This is a genomic window from Pelagirhabdus alkalitolerans, assembly GCF_900096905.1.
GTDB classification, from domain to species: domain Bacteria; phylum Bacillota; class Bacilli; order Bacillales; family Amphibacillaceae; genus Pelagirhabdus; species Pelagirhabdus alkalitolerans.
In genome coordinates this window covers 52,588-68,701 of sequence record NZ_FMYI01000010.1, presented here as the reverse complement: position 1 = coordinate 68,701, position 16,114 = coordinate 52,588, and the positions used below count along the sequence as shown (strand labels likewise).

Genomic DNA, 16,114 nt, shown 5'->3' with positions numbered 1-16,114 from the left:
CGAATGAATACAAATCAAGTTAAACAGATGAAAGCACTGGCATTAGCTTATATGGGCGATGCTGTTTATGAAGTGTACGTTCGAGATCATTTGATTCGTTCAGGTAAAGCGAAAGTCAATGCTTTGCATCAAGCTGCCATTCGCTACGTTTCAGCTAAAGGTCAAGCTTTTGTTTTAAGAGAGTGGTTAGACGAAGAGGCTTTAACAGAAGAAGAACAAGCTGTGATGCGTCGTGGGCGCAATGCTAAATCGGCGACAGTACCTAAAAATACAGATGTGATGACCTATCGCTATAGTACAGCATTTGAAGCGGTTTTAGGGTTCTTATACTTTACGAATGAAACAGAACGATTGAATGAATTAATGGAAGAGGCGGTTAAGATCATTGAGAAAGGGGAGCGTGACAATGAGTGATGAGTGGATTATTGGCAAGAACCCTGTTTTAGAAGCATTAAAATCAGGTCGAACGATTAATAAATTGTTTTTAGCGGATCATTTAAATCAAAATGCAACACAACAAATTTATAAATTGGCAAAAGAGCAGAAAATCGTGATCAAGCAAGTTCCAAAAAAGAAGTTGGATCAAATGGTTGATGGTCAGCATCAAGGGATTGTGGCAGCTGTTGCAGCATATGACTATGCAACGCTTGATGAACTGTTCGAACGGGCAGCGTCAAAAGGTGAAGAGCCATTTTTTGTCCTGCTTGATGAAATAGAAGACCCTCATAATTTAGGCTCGATTTTACGTACAGCTGATGCCGTTGGGGTGCATGGTGTCATCATACCGAGGCGACGTGCAGTAGGCCTAACAAGTACGGTTGCCAAAACATCAGCAGGCGCAATTGAATACGTGCCGGTTGCACGTGTGACCAATATGGCTCAAACAATTGATGAACTAAAAGCTAAAAATGTGTGGGTGGTCGGTACTGAAATGGATGCATCAGAAGACTATCGCCAATTACCAAATGATTTACCGATTGCGCTTGTGATTGGAAATGAAGGAAAGGGAATCAGTCGATTAGTTAAAGAAAAATGTGATTGGACGATTCAACTACCTATGCAAGGGACAGTATCGTCTTTAAATGCATCCGTAGCCGGTAGCTTGTTGATGTATGAAATCTATCGAAAACGTCATCCTCTAGGTGAATCATAATGGATGTACTACTTGTCGATGGCTATAATATCATTGGTGATTGGGATGAGCTGAAGCGACTAAAAGATGTTGACTTAGACCAAGCGAGGCTTCTATTGATTGAGAAAATGGCTGAATATCGAGCCTATAGAGGTTGCCGGGTCATGGTTGTTTTTGATGCGTATGAAGTGAAAGGATTAGAATCAAAAGCAAACCGTTTTAATGTTGAGATTATATTTACAAAAGAGAAAGAGACAGCGGATGAGAAAATTGAGCGTCTCGTTAAAGAGCTGAAAAATGTGAAAACAAAAGTCTATGTTGCTACATCTGACTACACAGAACAGCGTACTATTTTTCAACAAGGTGCATACAGAAAATCGGCTCGTGAGCTTGAGCTTGAATTAAGTTACATTCAAAAAGAAATTAGTGAAGATCTCAAAAGCTTTGAAACACAAAAAAACGACCGAGTGATCCCAATTGAATCCGATGTTTTGCAAAAGTTGGATGAAATGAGGCGAAAAAGATAATAAAAGCGACTATTGACGACTGTAAAGCGCTTACTGTATAATATTTCTATTATGTGATTCAGGAGGCGTTGGTCTTGCTTAAGCAACAACACGCAACAGAACAGAACACGATCGCGTTTGATAAACTAGATGACAGGGATTTGATTTCGTATGTCCAAGAAGGAAACAGCCAGGCACTAGATTTTTTAATTCGGAAATATCGTGGTTTTGTGCGCGCGAAAGCAAGTACGTATTTCCTGATTGGAGCAGATCATGAAGATATTGTTCAAGAAGGAATGATTGGACTATATAAAGCCATACGTGATTATCGAAATGATCGTCGTTCATCATTTCGTGCTTTTGCTGAGTTATGTGTGACAAGACAGATCATTACAGCGATAAAAACAGCGACAAGGCAAAAACATATTCCGCTCAATTCCTATGTTTCACTTGATAAACCCATATTTGATGAAGATTCAGAACGGACATTATTAGATGTGCTGGCGAATGTCGAAGTCGAAGAAGATCCTGAATCATTAGTGATTAACCAAGAGAGTTATGGACAAGTTGAAGGGGAACTTTTTGAACTTTTAAGCCCGCTTGAGAAAAATGTTCTACTTCAGTATTTAGATGGTCGCACTTATCAAGAGATGTCAGCTGAGTTAAATCGGCATGTTAAATCTATTGATAATGCCTTGCAACGTGTGAAGCGAAAGCTAGAACGATTTATGCACGTTTCAGAAATTCAATTGTGATAATTGTAATAGGTGCGTTGACACATAAGGCTAAGCGTGCTACTTTATAAAGGATGGACAGCTCTTTTAGAGGATGATAATATGAAGAAGAAAGTAACATTAGCGTGTACAGAATGTTTGAGTCGAAACTATCAAACGGATAAACAATCGTCTCAAACAGATCGAATGGAACTCAAGAAGTTTTGTAAAAGATGTAATGCGCACACCGTTCATCGTGAAACGAAGTAAGCGCCATAATAGATTAATAAATTTTTTCTTAGGTTTGGAGGAACTACTTGTGAAAGTTGTTACGTTTTTAAAAAATGTCTCTCGTGAAATGAATAAAGTATCTTGGCCAAGAAAACATGAACTTTTTCGTTATACGGTAACGGTTGTTGCAACAGTAGCGTTTATCGCTGTATTCTTTACACTCGTTGACTTAGGGATTACACAAATTCTTAATCTTTTATTTGAATAGATTCGAGTATTTTATGATATAATAATAGTGACGATATAAATTTCAGACAAAACCCGTTTATTGCGGGTTTTTTAAATTGGAAAAAAACCTTTCATAGGAGGCATTATAATGGAAAAACAATGGTATGTTGTTCATACGTATTCTGGTTATGAAAATAAAGTGAAAACGAACCTTGAAAAGCGATTGGCATCAATGGGGATGGAGGACAAGATTTTTCGTATTCTCGTCCCTGAAGATGAAGAAACAGAAATGAAAAATGGCAAGAAGAAAACATCAATGAAAAAGGTGTTTCCTGGTTATGTATTAGCCGAGATGATTATGACGGATGACTCTTGGTATGTAGTTCGAAATACACCGGGGGTTACAGGTTTTGTTGGCTCAACAGGAGCAGGTTCAAAACCTATTCCACTTTTACCGGAAGAAGCGGAAACGGTATTGAAGCGTATGGGTATGAAAGAAACAGTTGTAGATATTGACTTTGAACAAGGTGAAACAGTCACAGTGAAAGAAGGGCCATTCACTGACTTCACAGGAACGATCGAGCACATTGATCTAGATCGTCAGAAAGTGAAAGTTCATGTCAATATGTTTGGTCGTGAAACGCCGGTCGAACTTGATTTTGCTCAAGTGGATAAGTTATCGTAACCCTAGATTGAAATATTCTGATTCATCCCTTGCAATTTAGTATTAAACATGCTAGAATTTTTATGTTCTTTATGCCTCGAGTGTAAGGTAATAGCAGAGAATTGAGTGGGAGGGCAAATAGCTGCCCTATGACCACATCACGGACTTAAGGAGGTGTGTCTCGTGGCTAAAAAAGTAATTAAGGTAGTTAAACTTCAAATCCCGGCAGGGAAAGCAAATCCAGCACCACCAGTTGGACCGGCATTAGGTCAAGCAGGTGTTAATATCATGGGTTTCTGTAAAGAATTCAACGCCCGTACGCAAGAGCAAGCTGGTTTGATTATTCCAGTAGAAATTACGGTTTTTGAGGACCGTTCATTTACATTTATTACGAAAACTCCGCCGGCTGCTGTATTGCTTAAAAAAGCAGCGGGTATCGATACGGCATCAGGTGAACCAAACCGCAACAAAGTTGCAACGTTGAAGCGTGATCAAGTTAAAGAAATCGCAGAAACTAAAATGCCTGACTTAAACGCTGCTGATATCGAAGCGGCTATGCGTATGGTAGAAGGTACTGCACGTAGCATGGGAATTGTTGTCGAAGACTAATTTCTCAATGCAACAAGGAGTAAAAGGTTGCGGTGATGGCGTTTTAATCCATTTCGCAACCTTTTTGTAGGCAGATGAACTAACGCTTAGGTTAGTTGCCCACTTTGACGCGTTGTCTTAGTGGGGTCCGCTTTTTTAAGTGGGAGGTATAACCGTTAAAACCACATTCAAGGAGGAAATAATAATGGCTAAGAAAACGAAAAAACAACAAGAAGCGTTAAAGCACGTTGACCGCTCAAAAGCTTACGACGTAGAAGAAGCGCTTAACTTAGTAAAAGAAAACGCAACAGCAAAATTTGATGAAACAGTTGAAGCGGCATTCCGTTTAGGTGTGGATCCGAAGAAAGCTGACCAACAAATTCGCGGGGCAATGGTATTGCCACACGGTACAGGTAAATCTCAAACTGTTTTAGTGTTTGCGAAAGGTGAAAAAGCGAAAGAAGCTGAAGAAGCTGGAGCAGATTACGTAGGTGAAGCAGACTTAATCAGCAAAATCAACCAAGGTTGGTTTGAGTTCGACGTGATCGTCGCAACGCCTGATATGATGGCTGAAGTTGGTAAGTTAGGCCGTGTCTTAGGACCCAAAGGCTTAATGCCGAACCCTAAAACAGGCACTGTAACATTTGACGTTGCCAATGCTGTTAAAGAAATTAAAGCAGGTAAAGTTGAATACCGTGTTGATCGTCAATCAAATGTACACGTGCCAATTGGTAAAGCGTCATTTGAACTGGATCAGTTAAAAGATAACTTTAATGCAATTGCGGATACATTAGTGAAAGCTAAACCACAATCATCTAAAGGTATTTATATGCGTAATGCATCGGTAACATCAACGATGGGGCCTGGTGTTAAAGTTGACCCATCAAATTTCACTAAATAAAGCTTGACTTTGTTATAGCGGTTCGCTATAATGAACAAGGTTAATTATTATACGTTGTACCGTAGACAGCAGGAGCCTACTTAAGGCTTAATAGCCTGCCGAGGTGTTGGATAAATTAAAGGAAGTATGCCTTTCTTTAGATGAAGTCTTCCTCACGTCTACGCAGGCGTGGGGTTTTTTATTGGACTAAATCCAATGAAAAATGATTCGTCCGGTATGATGAAAAGTCTGTTAGGAGGTGGAACGATGTCAACAATTATTGAGCAGAAAAAACAAGTCGTATCTGAAATTGCAACGAAACTTCGTGAAAGTGAATCAACTGTACTCGTTGATTACCGTGGTCTTGATGTTGCCGAGGTAACAGAACTACGTAAGCAACTTCGTGAAGCGGGTGTTGAATTCAAAGTATACAAAAATACGATGAGCCGTCGTGCGGCAGAGGAAGCTGAACTTTCTGAGCTGAACGAAGCGTTAGTAGGACCGACTGCGATCGCATTCAGTAATGATGATGTAATTGCTCCGGCAAAGATTTTAAACAACTTTGCAAAAGAGCATGAAGCATTAGAAATTAAAGCGGGTGTTATCCAGGGAAGTATTGCAACTCTTGATCAAATCAAAGAACTTGCAGAACTACCAAACTACGAAGGTCTATTATCAATGCTACTCAGCGTTCTTCAAGCGCCAATGCGCGACTTTGCATACGCAACAAAAGCTGTTGCCGAGCAAAAAGAAGAACAAGGCGCTTAGTCTGTTAGCTAGTTAAAAATGAACGAATCGAAAATAAATATCAACTATTAGGAGGAAATTAAAATGTCTAAAGAGCAAATTATTGAAGCAATCAAAGAAATGTCTGTTCTTGAATTAAACGATTTAGTAAAAGCAATTGAAGAAGAATTCGGTGTAACTGCAGCAGCTCCAGTAGCAGCAGCAGGTGCAGCAGGTGCAGAAGCAGCTGAAGAGCAAACTGAATTTGACGTTATTTTAGAAGACGCTGGTGCTTCTAAGATCAAGGTCGTTAAAGCAACTCGTGAAATCACTGGTCTTGGTCTTAAAGACGCAAAAGATCTTGTAGATAACGCACCGGGTGCAATTAAAGAAGGCGTTGAAAAAGAAGAAGCTGAAGAAATGAAAGCTAAACTTGAAGAAGCTGGCGCTAAAATCGAATTAAAATAAGCTTTGTAGCTTGATAATGAAAAAGAAAGCTCGTCTAGTCTATAGGCGAGCTTTTCTAATGAATCCAATATAAGTGAGGAGTCATTTCATGTCTGAACAGTATTTCACAGGAAAACCTCAAATTGAAAGTCATCCGGAAACTTGGTCTTATGCCTTGCGTGGTGTAAACATGACATTTACAAGTGACCGAGGTGTTTTTTCAAAAGGTGGGGTCGATTTCGGTTCAAGATTATTAATTGAAACATTCTCAGCCCCTGATCTAGAAGGAGCATTCGTTGATTTAGGTTGTGGATATGGGCCGATCGGTTTAGCTCTTGCTAAAGTCTATCCGAATCGTCAAGTCGTCATGGCTGATGTTAATCATCGAGCGATTGATTTAGCGATAAAGAATAAAGAAGCGAACCGAATTGAAAATGTAGAAATTTGTGTAAGTGATGGTTTCTCAAATATAACAACAAACGCTATTTCGGCGGTACTCACGAATCCTCCGATTCGAGCTGGTAAACAAGTTGTACATCAATTGTTAGAAGAGAGTTATGAAAAGTTGTTGCCAGAAGGTGAGCTTTGGGTTGTGATCCAGAAGAAGCAAGGTGCTTCGTCTGCAGTTAAAAAGTTAGAAACTCTATTTTCCGAGGTATCAGTCGTTAAAAAAGATAAAGGCTATCACATTATTCGAGCTGTTAAAACATCATAATTATGATTGACTCGAGTTTATCGTTGTGGTAGTATAGAAAAATGCCAATAGATCGTTTTAATGTCAAGTACTTTTTTTAAAAAATGACTAAATGTATAGTTTATTGGTTTTTGGACAGGATGGTTAGGTAGTTTTAAGAGGATAAGGGTGCGTTTCTTAAAGTAATCAAGAGGTGATCCTTTGTTTTATTATGCGCTTTAATCATCACTTCGATATGGGGCTTTTGATGTAAGCGAAGCCTTCATAGACGTTCGCACAAATCTTACATTTAACTGTTCGATTAGGGGCGAACATTTTATTCTGATTAAATTATACCTTTTCCATTTTATAAGTCAATAGTGAATACAGAATCACAAATGGTGAAGGTATTTAGGCTGAACATTTATATGTTCATGCTATATATAAGGTTTGCACGCCAATTGGTGTGTGCCTTTAAAAAAGATTAGTCGCTATGATTAATCATTTTTCGTTTTTTATTCTTGATTTGAGGGGTGAAGCAGTTGACAGGTCAACTAGTTCAGTATGGACGACACCGCCAGCGAAGAAGCTATGCACGTATTAGTGAGGTACTTGAATTACCAAACCTAATTGAGATACAGACAGCTTCTTATGATTGGTTCCTAGAAGAAGGTTTAAGAGAAATGTTCAAGGATATTTCTCCAATTGAAGATTTCCAAGGGAATTTATCACTTGAGTTTGTGGATTACAGCTTAGGTGAGTCGAAGTATTCTGTCGATGAATCAAAAGAGAGAGATGTGACGTATAATGCGCCACTTCGTGTAAAGGTTCGCTTATTAAATAATGAAACTGGTGAAGTAAAAGAGCAAGAAGTATTTATGGGAGATTTCCCACTAATGACAGATACGGGAACATTTATTATCAACGGTGCAGAACGTGTTATCGTTTCGCAGTTGGTGCGTTCTCCAAGTGTGTACTTTAGTGACAAGATTGATAAAAACGGTAAGCGTGGATATAACGCGACTGTTATTCCTAACCGTGGAGCATGGTTAGAGTTTGAAACAGACGCTAAAGATGTTGCACACGTTCGAATTGACCGTACACGAAAACTGCCAATCACTGTTCTGCTTCGAGCGTTAGGGTTCGGGACAGATCAAGAAATCATTGATTTGATTGGTGATAATGAGTATTTAAGAAATACATTAGAAAAAGACAACACAGAAACAAGCGAAAAAGCCTTACTAGAAATTTACGAACGACTACGTCCGGGTGAGCCGCCAACTCTTGAGAGTGCGAAAAGCTTGATGATTTCACGCTTTTTCGATCCGAAGCGTTATGACTTAGCTCATGTAGGTCGTTATAAGATGAACAAAAAGCTCCATATTAAACATCGTTTGTTCAATCAAACGTTAGCTGAAACACTGGCAGATCCTGAAACAGGTGAAGTGATAGCGGAAAAAGGAGCTAAATTAGATCGTCGCTTATTGGATAAAGTACTTCCGTTCTTAGAGCGTGAGGAAAATCGTTTAGGTGAAGCGTATCTTGAGCCAAGTGAAGGTGTGCTAGATGGAGAGATTCGCGCACAAGCTGTTAAGATTGTTGATCCAACTGATCCAAGTGGCGAACGCGAATTAACTGTTATCGGCAATGGTTTAGTTGATGAAGCAATAAAAAATATTGACCCAGCAGATATTATTGCATCCGTTAGTTATTTCTTTAATATCTTACACCAAGTAGGCGATACAGACGATATTGACCACTTAGGTAACCGTCGTCTCCGTTCAGTCGGTGAATTATTACAAAATCAATTCCGTATCGGTTTATCACGTATGGAACGCGTGGTTCGTGAGCGTATGTCTATTCAAGACACTTCAGCCATTACACCACAACAACTGATTAATATACGTCCGGTGATTGCTTCTATTAAAGAGTTCTTCGGTAGCTCGCAATTATCACAGTTTATGGATCAAACGAATCCACTAGCAGAATTAACGCACAAGCGTCGTCTGTCAGCCCTAGGGCCTGGTGGTCTAACACGTGAACGTGCAGGTTATGAAGTTCGTGACGTTCACTATTCTCACTACGGAAGAATGTGCCCGATTGAAACGCCAGAGGGTCCAAATATCGGTTTGATTAACTCACTTTCTTCTTATGCAAAAGTGAATAAATTCGGCTTTATCGAAACGCCGTATCGCCGTGTAGACCCAGAAACAGGTAAGGTAACGGATCAATATGATTATTTAACAGCGGATGAAGAAGATCATTACGTTGTTGCCCAAGCAAACGCTCGTCTAGGAGAAGATGGTTCATTCTTAGATGAAGAAGTTATCGCACGTTTCCGCGGGGAAAACAAGAGTGTGACACGTGACAGATTAGATTATATGGATGTTTCGCCTAAGCAAGTTGTATCTGCGGCGACTGCATGTATTCCGTTCTTGGAAAACGATGACTCTAACCGTGCGTTAATGGGTGCCAACATGCAACGTCAAGCTGTTCCATTATTAAAACCTCGTTCACCAATTGTCGGTACGGGTATGGAATATGTGTCTGGTAAAGATTCAGGTGCAGCAGTTATCTGTCAGCATCCTGGTCGCGTTGAACGTGTTGAAGCAAAAGAAGTTCATGTTCGTCGTATTGAAGAAATCGACGGTAAACAAGTCGAAGGCGATGTTGATCGCTATAAATTCCAAAAATTCATTCGTTCAAACCAAGGTACTTGTTACAATCAACGCCCAATCGTAAGCGTTGGTGATCAGGTAACGAAGGGTGAGATTTTAGCGGATGGTCCATCGATGGAAGATGGCGAACTTGCTCTAGGACAAAACGTCCTTGCTGCCTTTATGACTTGGGACGGTTATAACTATGAAGATGCGATCATCATGAGTGAACGACTTGTGAAGGATGATGTGTATACATCAATCCATATCGAGGAATACGAATCAGAAGCCCGCGACACGAAGTTAGGGCCTGAAGAAATTACACGTGATATCCCGAACGTAGGGGAAGACGCATTAAGAGATTTAGATGAACGAGGTATTATCCGTGTCGGTGCAGAAGTAGGCGATGGTGATTTACTTGTTGGTAAAGTAACGCCTAAAGGTGTAACAGAGCTTTCATCTGAAGAAAGATTACTACATGCGATCTTCGGTGAGAAAGCACGTGAAGTGCGTGATACATCCTTGCGTGTTCCGCACGGTGCAGGCGGTATTGTCTTAGACGTTAAAATCTTCAATCGTGAAGACGGTGACGAGTTACCACCAGGTGTTAATCAACTCGTTCGTGTTTACATCGTACAAAAACGTAAGATTCACGAAGGCGATAAGATGGCTGGTCGTCACGGTAACAAAGGTGTTATTTCTAAGATTTTACCTGAAGAAGATATGCCGTTCTTACCAGATGGGACGCCAGTTGATATTATGCTTAACCCATTAGGTGTACCGTCTCGTATGAATATCGGACAAGTACTTGAGCTTCATTTAGGTATGGCTGCACGTGAGTTAGGTATTCATGTGGCAACACCAGTATTTGATGGGGCTAATGAAGAAGATGTTTGGGAAACAATTGAAGAAGCAGGTATGGCAAGAGATGCCAAAACAATCCTTTATGATGGACGTTCAGGTGAACCATTTGATAACCGTGTATCTGTGGGTGTCATGTATATGATTAAACTTGCACACATGGTTGATGATAAGCTTCACGCACGTTCGACTGGACCATATTCACTTGTAACGCAACAACCACTGGGTGGTAAAGCACAATTCGGTGGACAGCGTTTTGGTGAGATGGAGGTTTGGGCACTTGAAGCATACGGTGCTGCTTATACACTGCAAGAGATCTTAACGGTTAAATCCGATGACGTTGTGGGTCGTGTGAAGACATATGAAGCAATCGTCAAAGGTGATAACGTACCTGAACCTGGTATTCCAGAATCATTTAAAGTATTGATTAAAGAACTTCAAAGTTTAGGTATGGACGTGAAGATGTTATCAGCAGATGAAGAAGAAATTGAACTTCGTGATATTGAGGAAGAAGAACAATCATCTACGGATCAATTTAATTTAGAGCTAGAAGGTAAGTAATAACCAGTCAATGGTGTTTAATAGAACATTAGGTAACTGTAGTTAAGGTGAGTCTTAGTACTCATCTTGCTGCGGTCTAACACATACTAAAAGGGAGGTAGACCCCTTGCTAGATGTAAATAATTTCGAATTTATGAAAATCGGCTTGGCATCACCAGACAAAATTCGGTCATGGTCATATGGGGAAGTAAAAAAACCAGAAACGATTAACTATCGTACGTTAAAACCAGAAAAAGACGGCTTATTCTGTGAGCGTATTTTTGGTCCGCAAAAAGATTGGGAATGTCACTGTGGAAAGTATAAGCGTGTCCGCTATAAAGGTGTCGTTTGTGATCGCTGTGGTGTTGAAGTAACAAAATCAAAAGTTCGCCGTGAACGTATGGGTCACATTGAACTTGCAGCACCTGTTTCTCACATTTGGTACTTTAAAGGCATTCCAAGTCGTATGGGGCTTATGCTTGATATGTCACCACGAGCACTTGAAGAAGTGATTTATTTCGCTGCTTATATCGTGACAGACCCAGGCGAGACAGCTCTTGAGAAAAAACAGTTATTATCTGAAAAAGAATACCGTGCTTATCGTGATAAATACGGTCAAAGCTTCCAAGCGGCGATGGGTGCTGAAGCAATTAAAAAAATTCTACACGATATCGACCTTGAAAGCGAAGTGGAAATGCTACGCGAAGAGTTGAAATCTGCACAAGGTCAAAGACGTACACGTGCGATTAAACGATTAGAAGTTATTGAAGCTTTCAGACATTCTGGTAATAACCCAGCATGGATGATTCTTGATGTACTTCCAATTATTCCGCCGGAAATTCGTCCGATGGTTCAATTAGATGGTGGACGCTTTGCTACATCTGATTTGAACGATTTGTATCGCCGTGTTATCAACCGTAACAATCGTCTGAAGCGCTTATTAGACTTAGGAGCACCGACTATTATCGTTCAAAACGAAAAGCGCATGCTACAAGAAGCAGTCGATGCGCTGATTGATAATGGACGCCGTGGTCGTCCGGTTACAGGACCAGGTAACCGCCCACTTAAATCATTGTCACATATGCTAAAAGGTAAGCAAGGACGTTTCCGTCAAAACTTACTAGGTAAGCGTGTTGACTACTCTGGACGTTCGGTAATTGTTGTAGGACCGAGTCTTAAAATGTATCAATGTGGTCTTCCTAAAGAAATGGCCGTTGAATTATTTAAACCATTTATTATGAAAGAGCTTGTTGAAAGAGGACTGGCTCATAATATTAAATCCGCTAAACGTAAGATTGAACGTCTGCAAATGGAAGTTTGGGAAGTGCTAGAGGATGTCATTAAAGAGCATCCAGTCCTTCTTAACCGTGCACCAACCTTGCACCGTCTCGGTATTCAAGCATTTGAGCCGACATTAGTAGAAGGTCGTGCAATTCGCTTGCACCCATTAGTATGTACAGCATACAACGCCGACTTTGATGGTGACCAAATGGCTGTTCACGTTCCACTATCAGCAGAAGCGCAAGCAGAAGCACGTGTACTTATGTTGGCAGCGCAAAACATCTTGAATCCAAAAGATGGTAAGCCAGTTGTAACCCCTTCTCAGGATATGGTGTTAGGTAACTATTACTTAACAATTGAACGTGAAGGTGCTATTGGTGAAGGTATGGTCTTTAAAGGTATTAATGAAGCATTAATGGCTTATCAAAATGGCTATGTACACCTCCACACAAGAGTGGGTGTTCAAGCGTCTGGTTTAGGCAAAGACAACCTTAAAGAGGAACAAAATCATCAAATTTTATTAACGACAGTTGGTAAGTTAATCTTTAACGAAATCTTACCAAAATCATTCCCTTATATGAATGAACCAACGCAAAGTAACTTAGAAATCGAAACACCTGATGCTTACTTTGTACCAAAAGGCACAGATGTTAAAGAAGAACTGAAAAAACGCGAAGCGATCTTACCATTTAAAAAAGGTATTCTTGGTGACATCATTGCCGAAGTCTTCAAGAAGTTCAAGATTAGCGAAACGTCTAAAATGCTTGATAAGATGAAAGATTTAGGGTTCAAATATTCTACTACAGCAGGAATCACAGTTGGTGTATCTGACATTGTTGTATTAGCTGAAAAAGAAGAAATATTAGAAGAAGCACAAGAAAAAGTCGATAAAGTTATGAAGCAATTCCGTCGTGGTTTAATCACAGAAGATGAGCGTTATGAACGTGTTATATCGATTTGGTCAAAAGCAAAAGATGTCATTCAAGAGAAACTAATGAAATCACTTGACCAACGAAATCCAATCTTCATGATGAGTGATTCGGGTGCACGTGGTAATGCCTCAAACTTTACGCAATTAGCAGGTATGCGTGGTTTGATGGCTAACCCGGCTGGACAAATTATCGAACTTCCAATCAAGTCAAGTTTCCGTGAAGGTTTAACTGTTTTAGAATACTTTATTTCGACACACGGTGCTCGTAAAGGTCTTGCTGATACGGCACTTAAGACAGCCGATTCTGGTTACCTGACAAGACGTCTAGTGGATGTAGCGCAAGATGTCATCATTCGTGAAGATGACTGTCAAACAGATAAAGGGCTAACGGTTAAAGCTATTACTGAAGGTACAGAAATCATTGAGCCATTAATTGATCGTTTAATTGGCCGTACATCATTCCAAACTGTACGTCACCCTGAAACGAAAGAGATTATTATAGGTAAAGATGAATTTATTAATGAAGATATTGCTAAAACAATCGTAGAAGCTGGTATTGAAGAAGTAACCATTCGATCTGTCTTCACATGTAACACAAAACACGGTGCATGTAAGAAATGTTACGGCCGTAACTTAGCAACTGGACAAGAAGTTGAGGTCGGTGAAGCTGTCGGTATTATCGCTGCCCAATCGATTGGTGAGCCGGGTACTCAGTTAACGATGCGTACATTCCACACTGGTGGTGTTGCGGGTAGTGATATCACGCAAGGTTTACCGCGTATCCAAGAGATCTTTGAAGCGCGAAATCCTAAAGGTCAAGCCGTGATCAGTGAACTTGATGGTACGGTTCAGGATATTGATGAAGTGAAAGAAAAACAAGAGATTGTTGTACAAGGTGCAATTGAAACACGCACATACACGGTTCCTTACGGCGCTCGTGTAAAAGTAGCAATTGGCGATACAGTCGTAAGCGGTGAGCCATTAACTGAAGGGTCAATCGATCCAAAAGAATTGCTAAAATTCCAAGGTGTTGACGGTGTTCAAACCTACCTTCTAAAAGAAGTGCAAAAAGTTTACCGTATGCAAGGTGTTGAAATCGGTGATAAACACGTTGAAGTTATGGTTCGTCAAATGCTTAGAAAAGTTCGTATTGCAGATGCTGGTGAAACCGAAGTGCTACCAGGTTCACTACTTGAAATACACCAATTTAAAGATGTGAACAAAAAAGCTCTATCAAATGCAAGTGAGCCAGCAGTCGGACGTCCAGTATTACTGGGTATTACGAAAGCTTCACTTGAAACAGACTCATTCCTATCTGCTGCATCATTCCAAGAAACGACTCGTGTCTTAACAGATGCTGCAATCAAAGGTAAGCGTGATGAGTTGTTAGGACTTAAAGAAAATGTCATCATTGGTAAGCTTGTCCCAGCAGGTACAGGTATGCAACGTTATCGCAAGATCCAAGCGCAAACCGACATGCCAGTTGAAAATGTTGTGGCAGAGCAAACGGAAGATGAGACGTCAGTAGAGTAGCATTATTATAGAGAAACTTGAATCTATGCCACTCAAGTAAAAATTGTTGGAACTTGTTGATTTTACATTGACAACCCAACGCTTGAGTGGTACTATATTCAAGGTGCTTCTGTTACCAGACGACTTTGGAGGATATGAAAATGTCTTATGAAAAAGTAACGCAATACAAAGATCATTTGATCATTGGTACAAAGCAAACGGTTAAAGCCATGAAGCATGGTGAAGTAAAAGAAATTATGATTGCTGAGGACATCCATCCTGAGATTATGAATGAACTTTTACAACTGGCAGAATCTTTATCGATACCACATACCATCGTTGATTCTAAGGATCAACTTGGAAAAGCGAGTGGGATTGATGTTGGAACTGCAACCGTCGCTATAAAGCAATAGAGTTTTGATGGGCTACCCATGAAGACTTTGTTTTTTGCTTATAAATGAACCACCTGGATGTGTGGGATTACAAAAAGTGATGAAGGGAGGAAAAAAGTTATGCCAACTATTAATCAACTAGTTCGTAAAGGCCGTGTGAGCAAGACTTCAAAATCTGACTCACCAGCATTAAATAAAGGTTATAACAGCTATAAGAAAAAAATGACTGACGAAAACTCTCCACAAAAACGTGGTGTATGTACACGTGTTGGGACATTAACGCCAAAGAAACCGAACTCGGCTCTTCGTAAGTATGCTCGTGTTCGTTTAACAAATGGTATCGAAGTATCTGCTTATATCCCTGGAATTGGTCACAACTTACAAGAGCACAGTGTTGTATTAGTTCGTGGTGGTCGTGTTAAAGACTTACCAGGTGTGCGCTACCATGTTGTTCGTGGAGCGTTAGATACAGCAGGGGTAGAAGGCCGTATGCAAGGCCGTTCAAAATACGGAACAAAACGTCCTAAGAAAAAATAATTGAAATGATTGAATTAAAGAAAGGAGGTTAGACTATGCCACGTAAAGGTCCAGTAACAAAACGTGATGTCTTACCAGATCCGTTATATAACTCTAAGTTAGTAACTCGTTTAATCAACCAAATCATGGTTGATGGTAAAAGAGGTAAAGCACAAAAAATTCTTTATGCAGCATTTGAACTTGTACAAGAACGCAGTGGTCAACCGGCTGCTGATGTATTCGAACAAGCAATGAAAAACGTTATGCCAGTACTTGAGGTACGCGCGCGTCGTGTAGGTGGTTCAAACTACCAAGTACCTGTTGAGGTGCGCCCAGAGCGTCGTCAGGCATTAGGACTTCGTTATATCGTGAACTACTCTCGCTCACGTGGAGAGAAAACGATGGAAGAACGTCTTGCAAATGAAATTTTAGATGCGTCAAACAACACAGGTGCATCTGTGAAGAAACGTGAAGAATTGCATAAAATGGCAGAAGCAAATAAAGCATTTGCTCACTACCGTTGGTAATATAGGAAGTACCATTGTCCAAAGATTCGTAAAAATTATGCTTTTTTTAAAGTGTTTATTTTCTCGCTCATTGGGCAATGAAGCTTATCTATTGCCACAATGATTATCT

At 40.1% G+C, this 16,114-nt stretch carries 17 protein-coding genes and 1 other annotated feature; all 17 genes read left to right on the top strand.

The features are described from left to right. Positions 1–3 precede the first annotated feature (3 nt). The 17 genes from BLR62_RS10915 (at position 4) to rpsG (ending at position 16,005) form a co-directional block, all read left to right on the top strand. Positions 4–414, top strand: a complete 411-nt coding sequence (locus BLR62_RS10915; RefSeq protein ID WP_090796859.1) for a Mini-ribonuclease 3 — start codon at positions 4–6, stop codon at positions 412–414. Beyond that, positions 407–1,153 (top strand): 23S rRNA (guanosine(2251)-2'-O)-methyltransferase RlmB, encoded by a 747-nt coding sequence (gene rlmB, locus BLR62_RS10910; protein WP_090796857.1) that lies wholly within the window; start codon positions 407–409, stop codon positions 1,151–1,153. The genes BLR62_RS10915 and rlmB overlap by 8 nt, the downstream gene beginning before the upstream one ends. Next, positions 1,153–1,659 carry an NYN domain-containing protein gene (locus tag BLR62_RS10905; protein ID WP_090796855.1) on the top strand — a complete coding sequence of 169 codons (507 nt, stop codon included), beginning with the start codon at positions 1,153–1,155 and terminating at the stop codon, positions 1,657–1,659. Before rlmB ends, BLR62_RS10905 begins: the two co-directional genes overlap by 1 nt. Before the next feature lie 74 nt (positions 1,660–1,733). Further along, positions 1,734–2,393, top strand: a complete 660-nt coding sequence (gene sigH / locus BLR62_RS10900; protein WP_090796853.1) for an RNA polymerase sporulation sigma factor SigH — start codon at positions 1,734–1,736, stop codon at positions 2,391–2,393. Between the two features lie 81 nt (positions 2,394–2,474). After that, positions 2,475–2,621, top strand: a complete 147-nt coding sequence (gene rpmG, locus BLR62_RS10895) for a 50S ribosomal protein L33 (RefSeq protein ID WP_090796892.1) — start codon at positions 2,475–2,477, stop codon at positions 2,619–2,621. A gap of 49 nt (positions 2,622–2,670) precedes the next feature. Continuing rightward, the gene (gene secE / locus BLR62_RS10890; protein WP_176759283.1) at positions 2,671–2,850 is read left to right on the top strand and encodes a preprotein translocase subunit SecE; all 180 of its coding nucleotides are present in this window, start codon (positions 2,671–2,673) and stop codon (positions 2,848–2,850) included. Positions 2,851–2,958: 108 nt separating this feature from the next. Continuing rightward, positions 2,959–3,495: a transcription termination/antitermination protein NusG gene (gene nusG, locus BLR62_RS10885; protein WP_090796850.1), complete on the top strand. Its 537-nt coding sequence runs from the start codon at positions 2,959–2,961 to the stop codon at positions 3,493–3,495. A gap of 162 nt (positions 3,496–3,657) precedes the next feature. Then, complete coding sequence (gene rplK / locus BLR62_RS10880; RefSeq protein ID WP_143008374.1) at positions 3,658–4,083, top strand: 50S ribosomal protein L11; 426 nt, start codon at positions 3,658–3,660, stop codon at positions 4,081–4,083. A 184-nt stretch (positions 4,084–4,267) separates the two neighbouring features. After that, entirely contained in the window at positions 4,268–4,963 is a 696-nt protein-coding gene (gene rplA / locus BLR62_RS10875; RefSeq protein WP_143008373.1) for a 50S ribosomal protein L1, read from the top strand. A 41-nt stretch (positions 4,964–5,004) separates the two neighbouring features. Next, positions 5,005–5,153 (top strand) — a sequence feature (ribosomal protein L10 leader region). A 56-nt stretch (positions 5,154–5,209) separates the two neighbouring features. Continuing rightward, positions 5,210–5,710: a 50S ribosomal protein L10 gene (gene rplJ / locus BLR62_RS10870; protein WP_090796844.1), complete on the top strand. Its 501-nt coding sequence runs from the start codon at positions 5,210–5,212 to the stop codon at positions 5,708–5,710. A 63-nt stretch (positions 5,711–5,773) separates the two neighbouring features. Continuing rightward, on the top strand, positions 5,774–6,136 hold the full coding sequence (rplL, locus tag BLR62_RS10865) for a 50S ribosomal protein L7/L12 (protein WP_090796842.1): 363 nt from the start codon (positions 5,774–5,776) through the stop codon (positions 6,134–6,136). A gap of 88 nt (positions 6,137–6,224) precedes the next feature. Further along, positions 6,225–6,830, top strand: coding sequence for a class I SAM-dependent methyltransferase (locus tag BLR62_RS10860; RefSeq protein WP_090796839.1), 606 nt, complete (start codon positions 6,225–6,227; stop codon positions 6,828–6,830). Between the two features lie 500 nt (positions 6,831–7,330). Further along, positions 7,331–10,867 (top strand): DNA-directed RNA polymerase subunit beta, encoded by a 3,537-nt coding sequence (gene rpoB / locus BLR62_RS10855; RefSeq protein WP_090796837.1) that lies wholly within the window; start codon positions 7,331–7,333, stop codon positions 10,865–10,867. A gap of 106 nt (positions 10,868–10,973) precedes the next feature. Further along, entirely contained in the window at positions 10,974–14,591 is a 3,618-nt protein-coding gene (gene rpoC, locus BLR62_RS10850) for a DNA-directed RNA polymerase subunit beta' (RefSeq protein WP_090796835.1), read from the top strand. Between the two features lie 140 nt (positions 14,592–14,731). Further along, positions 14,732–14,983: a ribosomal L7Ae/L30e/S12e/Gadd45 family protein gene (locus tag BLR62_RS10845; RefSeq protein WP_090796833.1), complete on the top strand. Its 252-nt coding sequence runs from the start codon at positions 14,732–14,734 to the stop codon at positions 14,981–14,983. A 99-nt stretch (positions 14,984–15,082) separates the two neighbouring features. After that, a complete protein-coding gene (gene rpsL, locus BLR62_RS10840; RefSeq protein ID WP_090796831.1) occupies positions 15,083–15,499 on the top strand; it encodes a 30S ribosomal protein S12 in 417 nt (138 codons plus the stop codon). A 35-nt stretch (positions 15,500–15,534) separates the two neighbouring features. After that, entirely contained in the window at positions 15,535–16,005 is a 471-nt protein-coding gene (rpsG, locus tag BLR62_RS10835) for a 30S ribosomal protein S7 (protein ID WP_090796829.1), read from the top strand. The last annotated feature ends 109 nt before the right edge of the window (positions 16,006–16,114 follow it).

Excerpts from the sequence above, each read along its gene's own strand:
- BLR62_RS10860 (WP_090796839.1), top strand. The coding sequence starts at position 6,225 with ATGTCTGAACAGTATTTCACAGGAAAACCTCAAATTGAAAGTCATCCG.
- rpsG (WP_090796829.1), top strand. The coding sequence starts at position 15,535 with ATGCCACGTAAAGGTCCAGTAACAAAACGTGATGTCTTACCAGATCCG.
- rpmG (WP_090796892.1), top strand. The coding sequence starts at position 2,475 with ATGAAGAAGAAAGTAACATTAGCGTGTACAGAATGTTTGAGTCGAAAC.
- rplL (WP_090796842.1), top strand. The coding sequence starts at position 5,774 with ATGTCTAAAGAGCAAATTATTGAAGCAATCAAAGAAATGTCTGTTCTT.
- rlmB (WP_090796857.1), top strand. The coding sequence starts at position 407 with ATGAGTGATGAGTGGATTATTGGCAAGAACCCTGTTTTAGAAGCATTA.
- nusG (WP_090796850.1), top strand. The coding sequence starts at position 2,959 with ATGGAAAAACAATGGTATGTTGTTCATACGTATTCTGGTTATGAAAAT.
- rpsL (WP_090796831.1), top strand. The coding sequence starts at position 15,083 with ATGCCAACTATTAATCAACTAGTTCGTAAAGGCCGTGTGAGCAAGACT.
- BLR62_RS10905 (WP_090796855.1), top strand. The coding sequence starts at position 1,153 with ATGGATGTACTACTTGTCGATGGCTATAATATCATTGGTGATTGGGAT.
- BLR62_RS10845 (WP_090796833.1), top strand. The coding sequence starts at position 14,732 with ATGTCTTATGAAAAAGTAACGCAATACAAAGATCATTTGATCATTGGT.
- BLR62_RS10915 (WP_090796859.1), top strand. The coding sequence starts at position 4 with ATGAATACAAATCAAGTTAAACAGATGAAAGCACTGGCATTAGCTTAT.
- rplJ (WP_090796844.1), top strand. The coding sequence starts at position 5,210 with ATGTCAACAATTATTGAGCAGAAAAAACAAGTCGTATCTGAAATTGCA.
- rplA (WP_143008373.1), top strand. The coding sequence starts at position 4,268 with ATGGCTAAGAAAACGAAAAAACAACAAGAAGCGTTAAAGCACGTTGAC.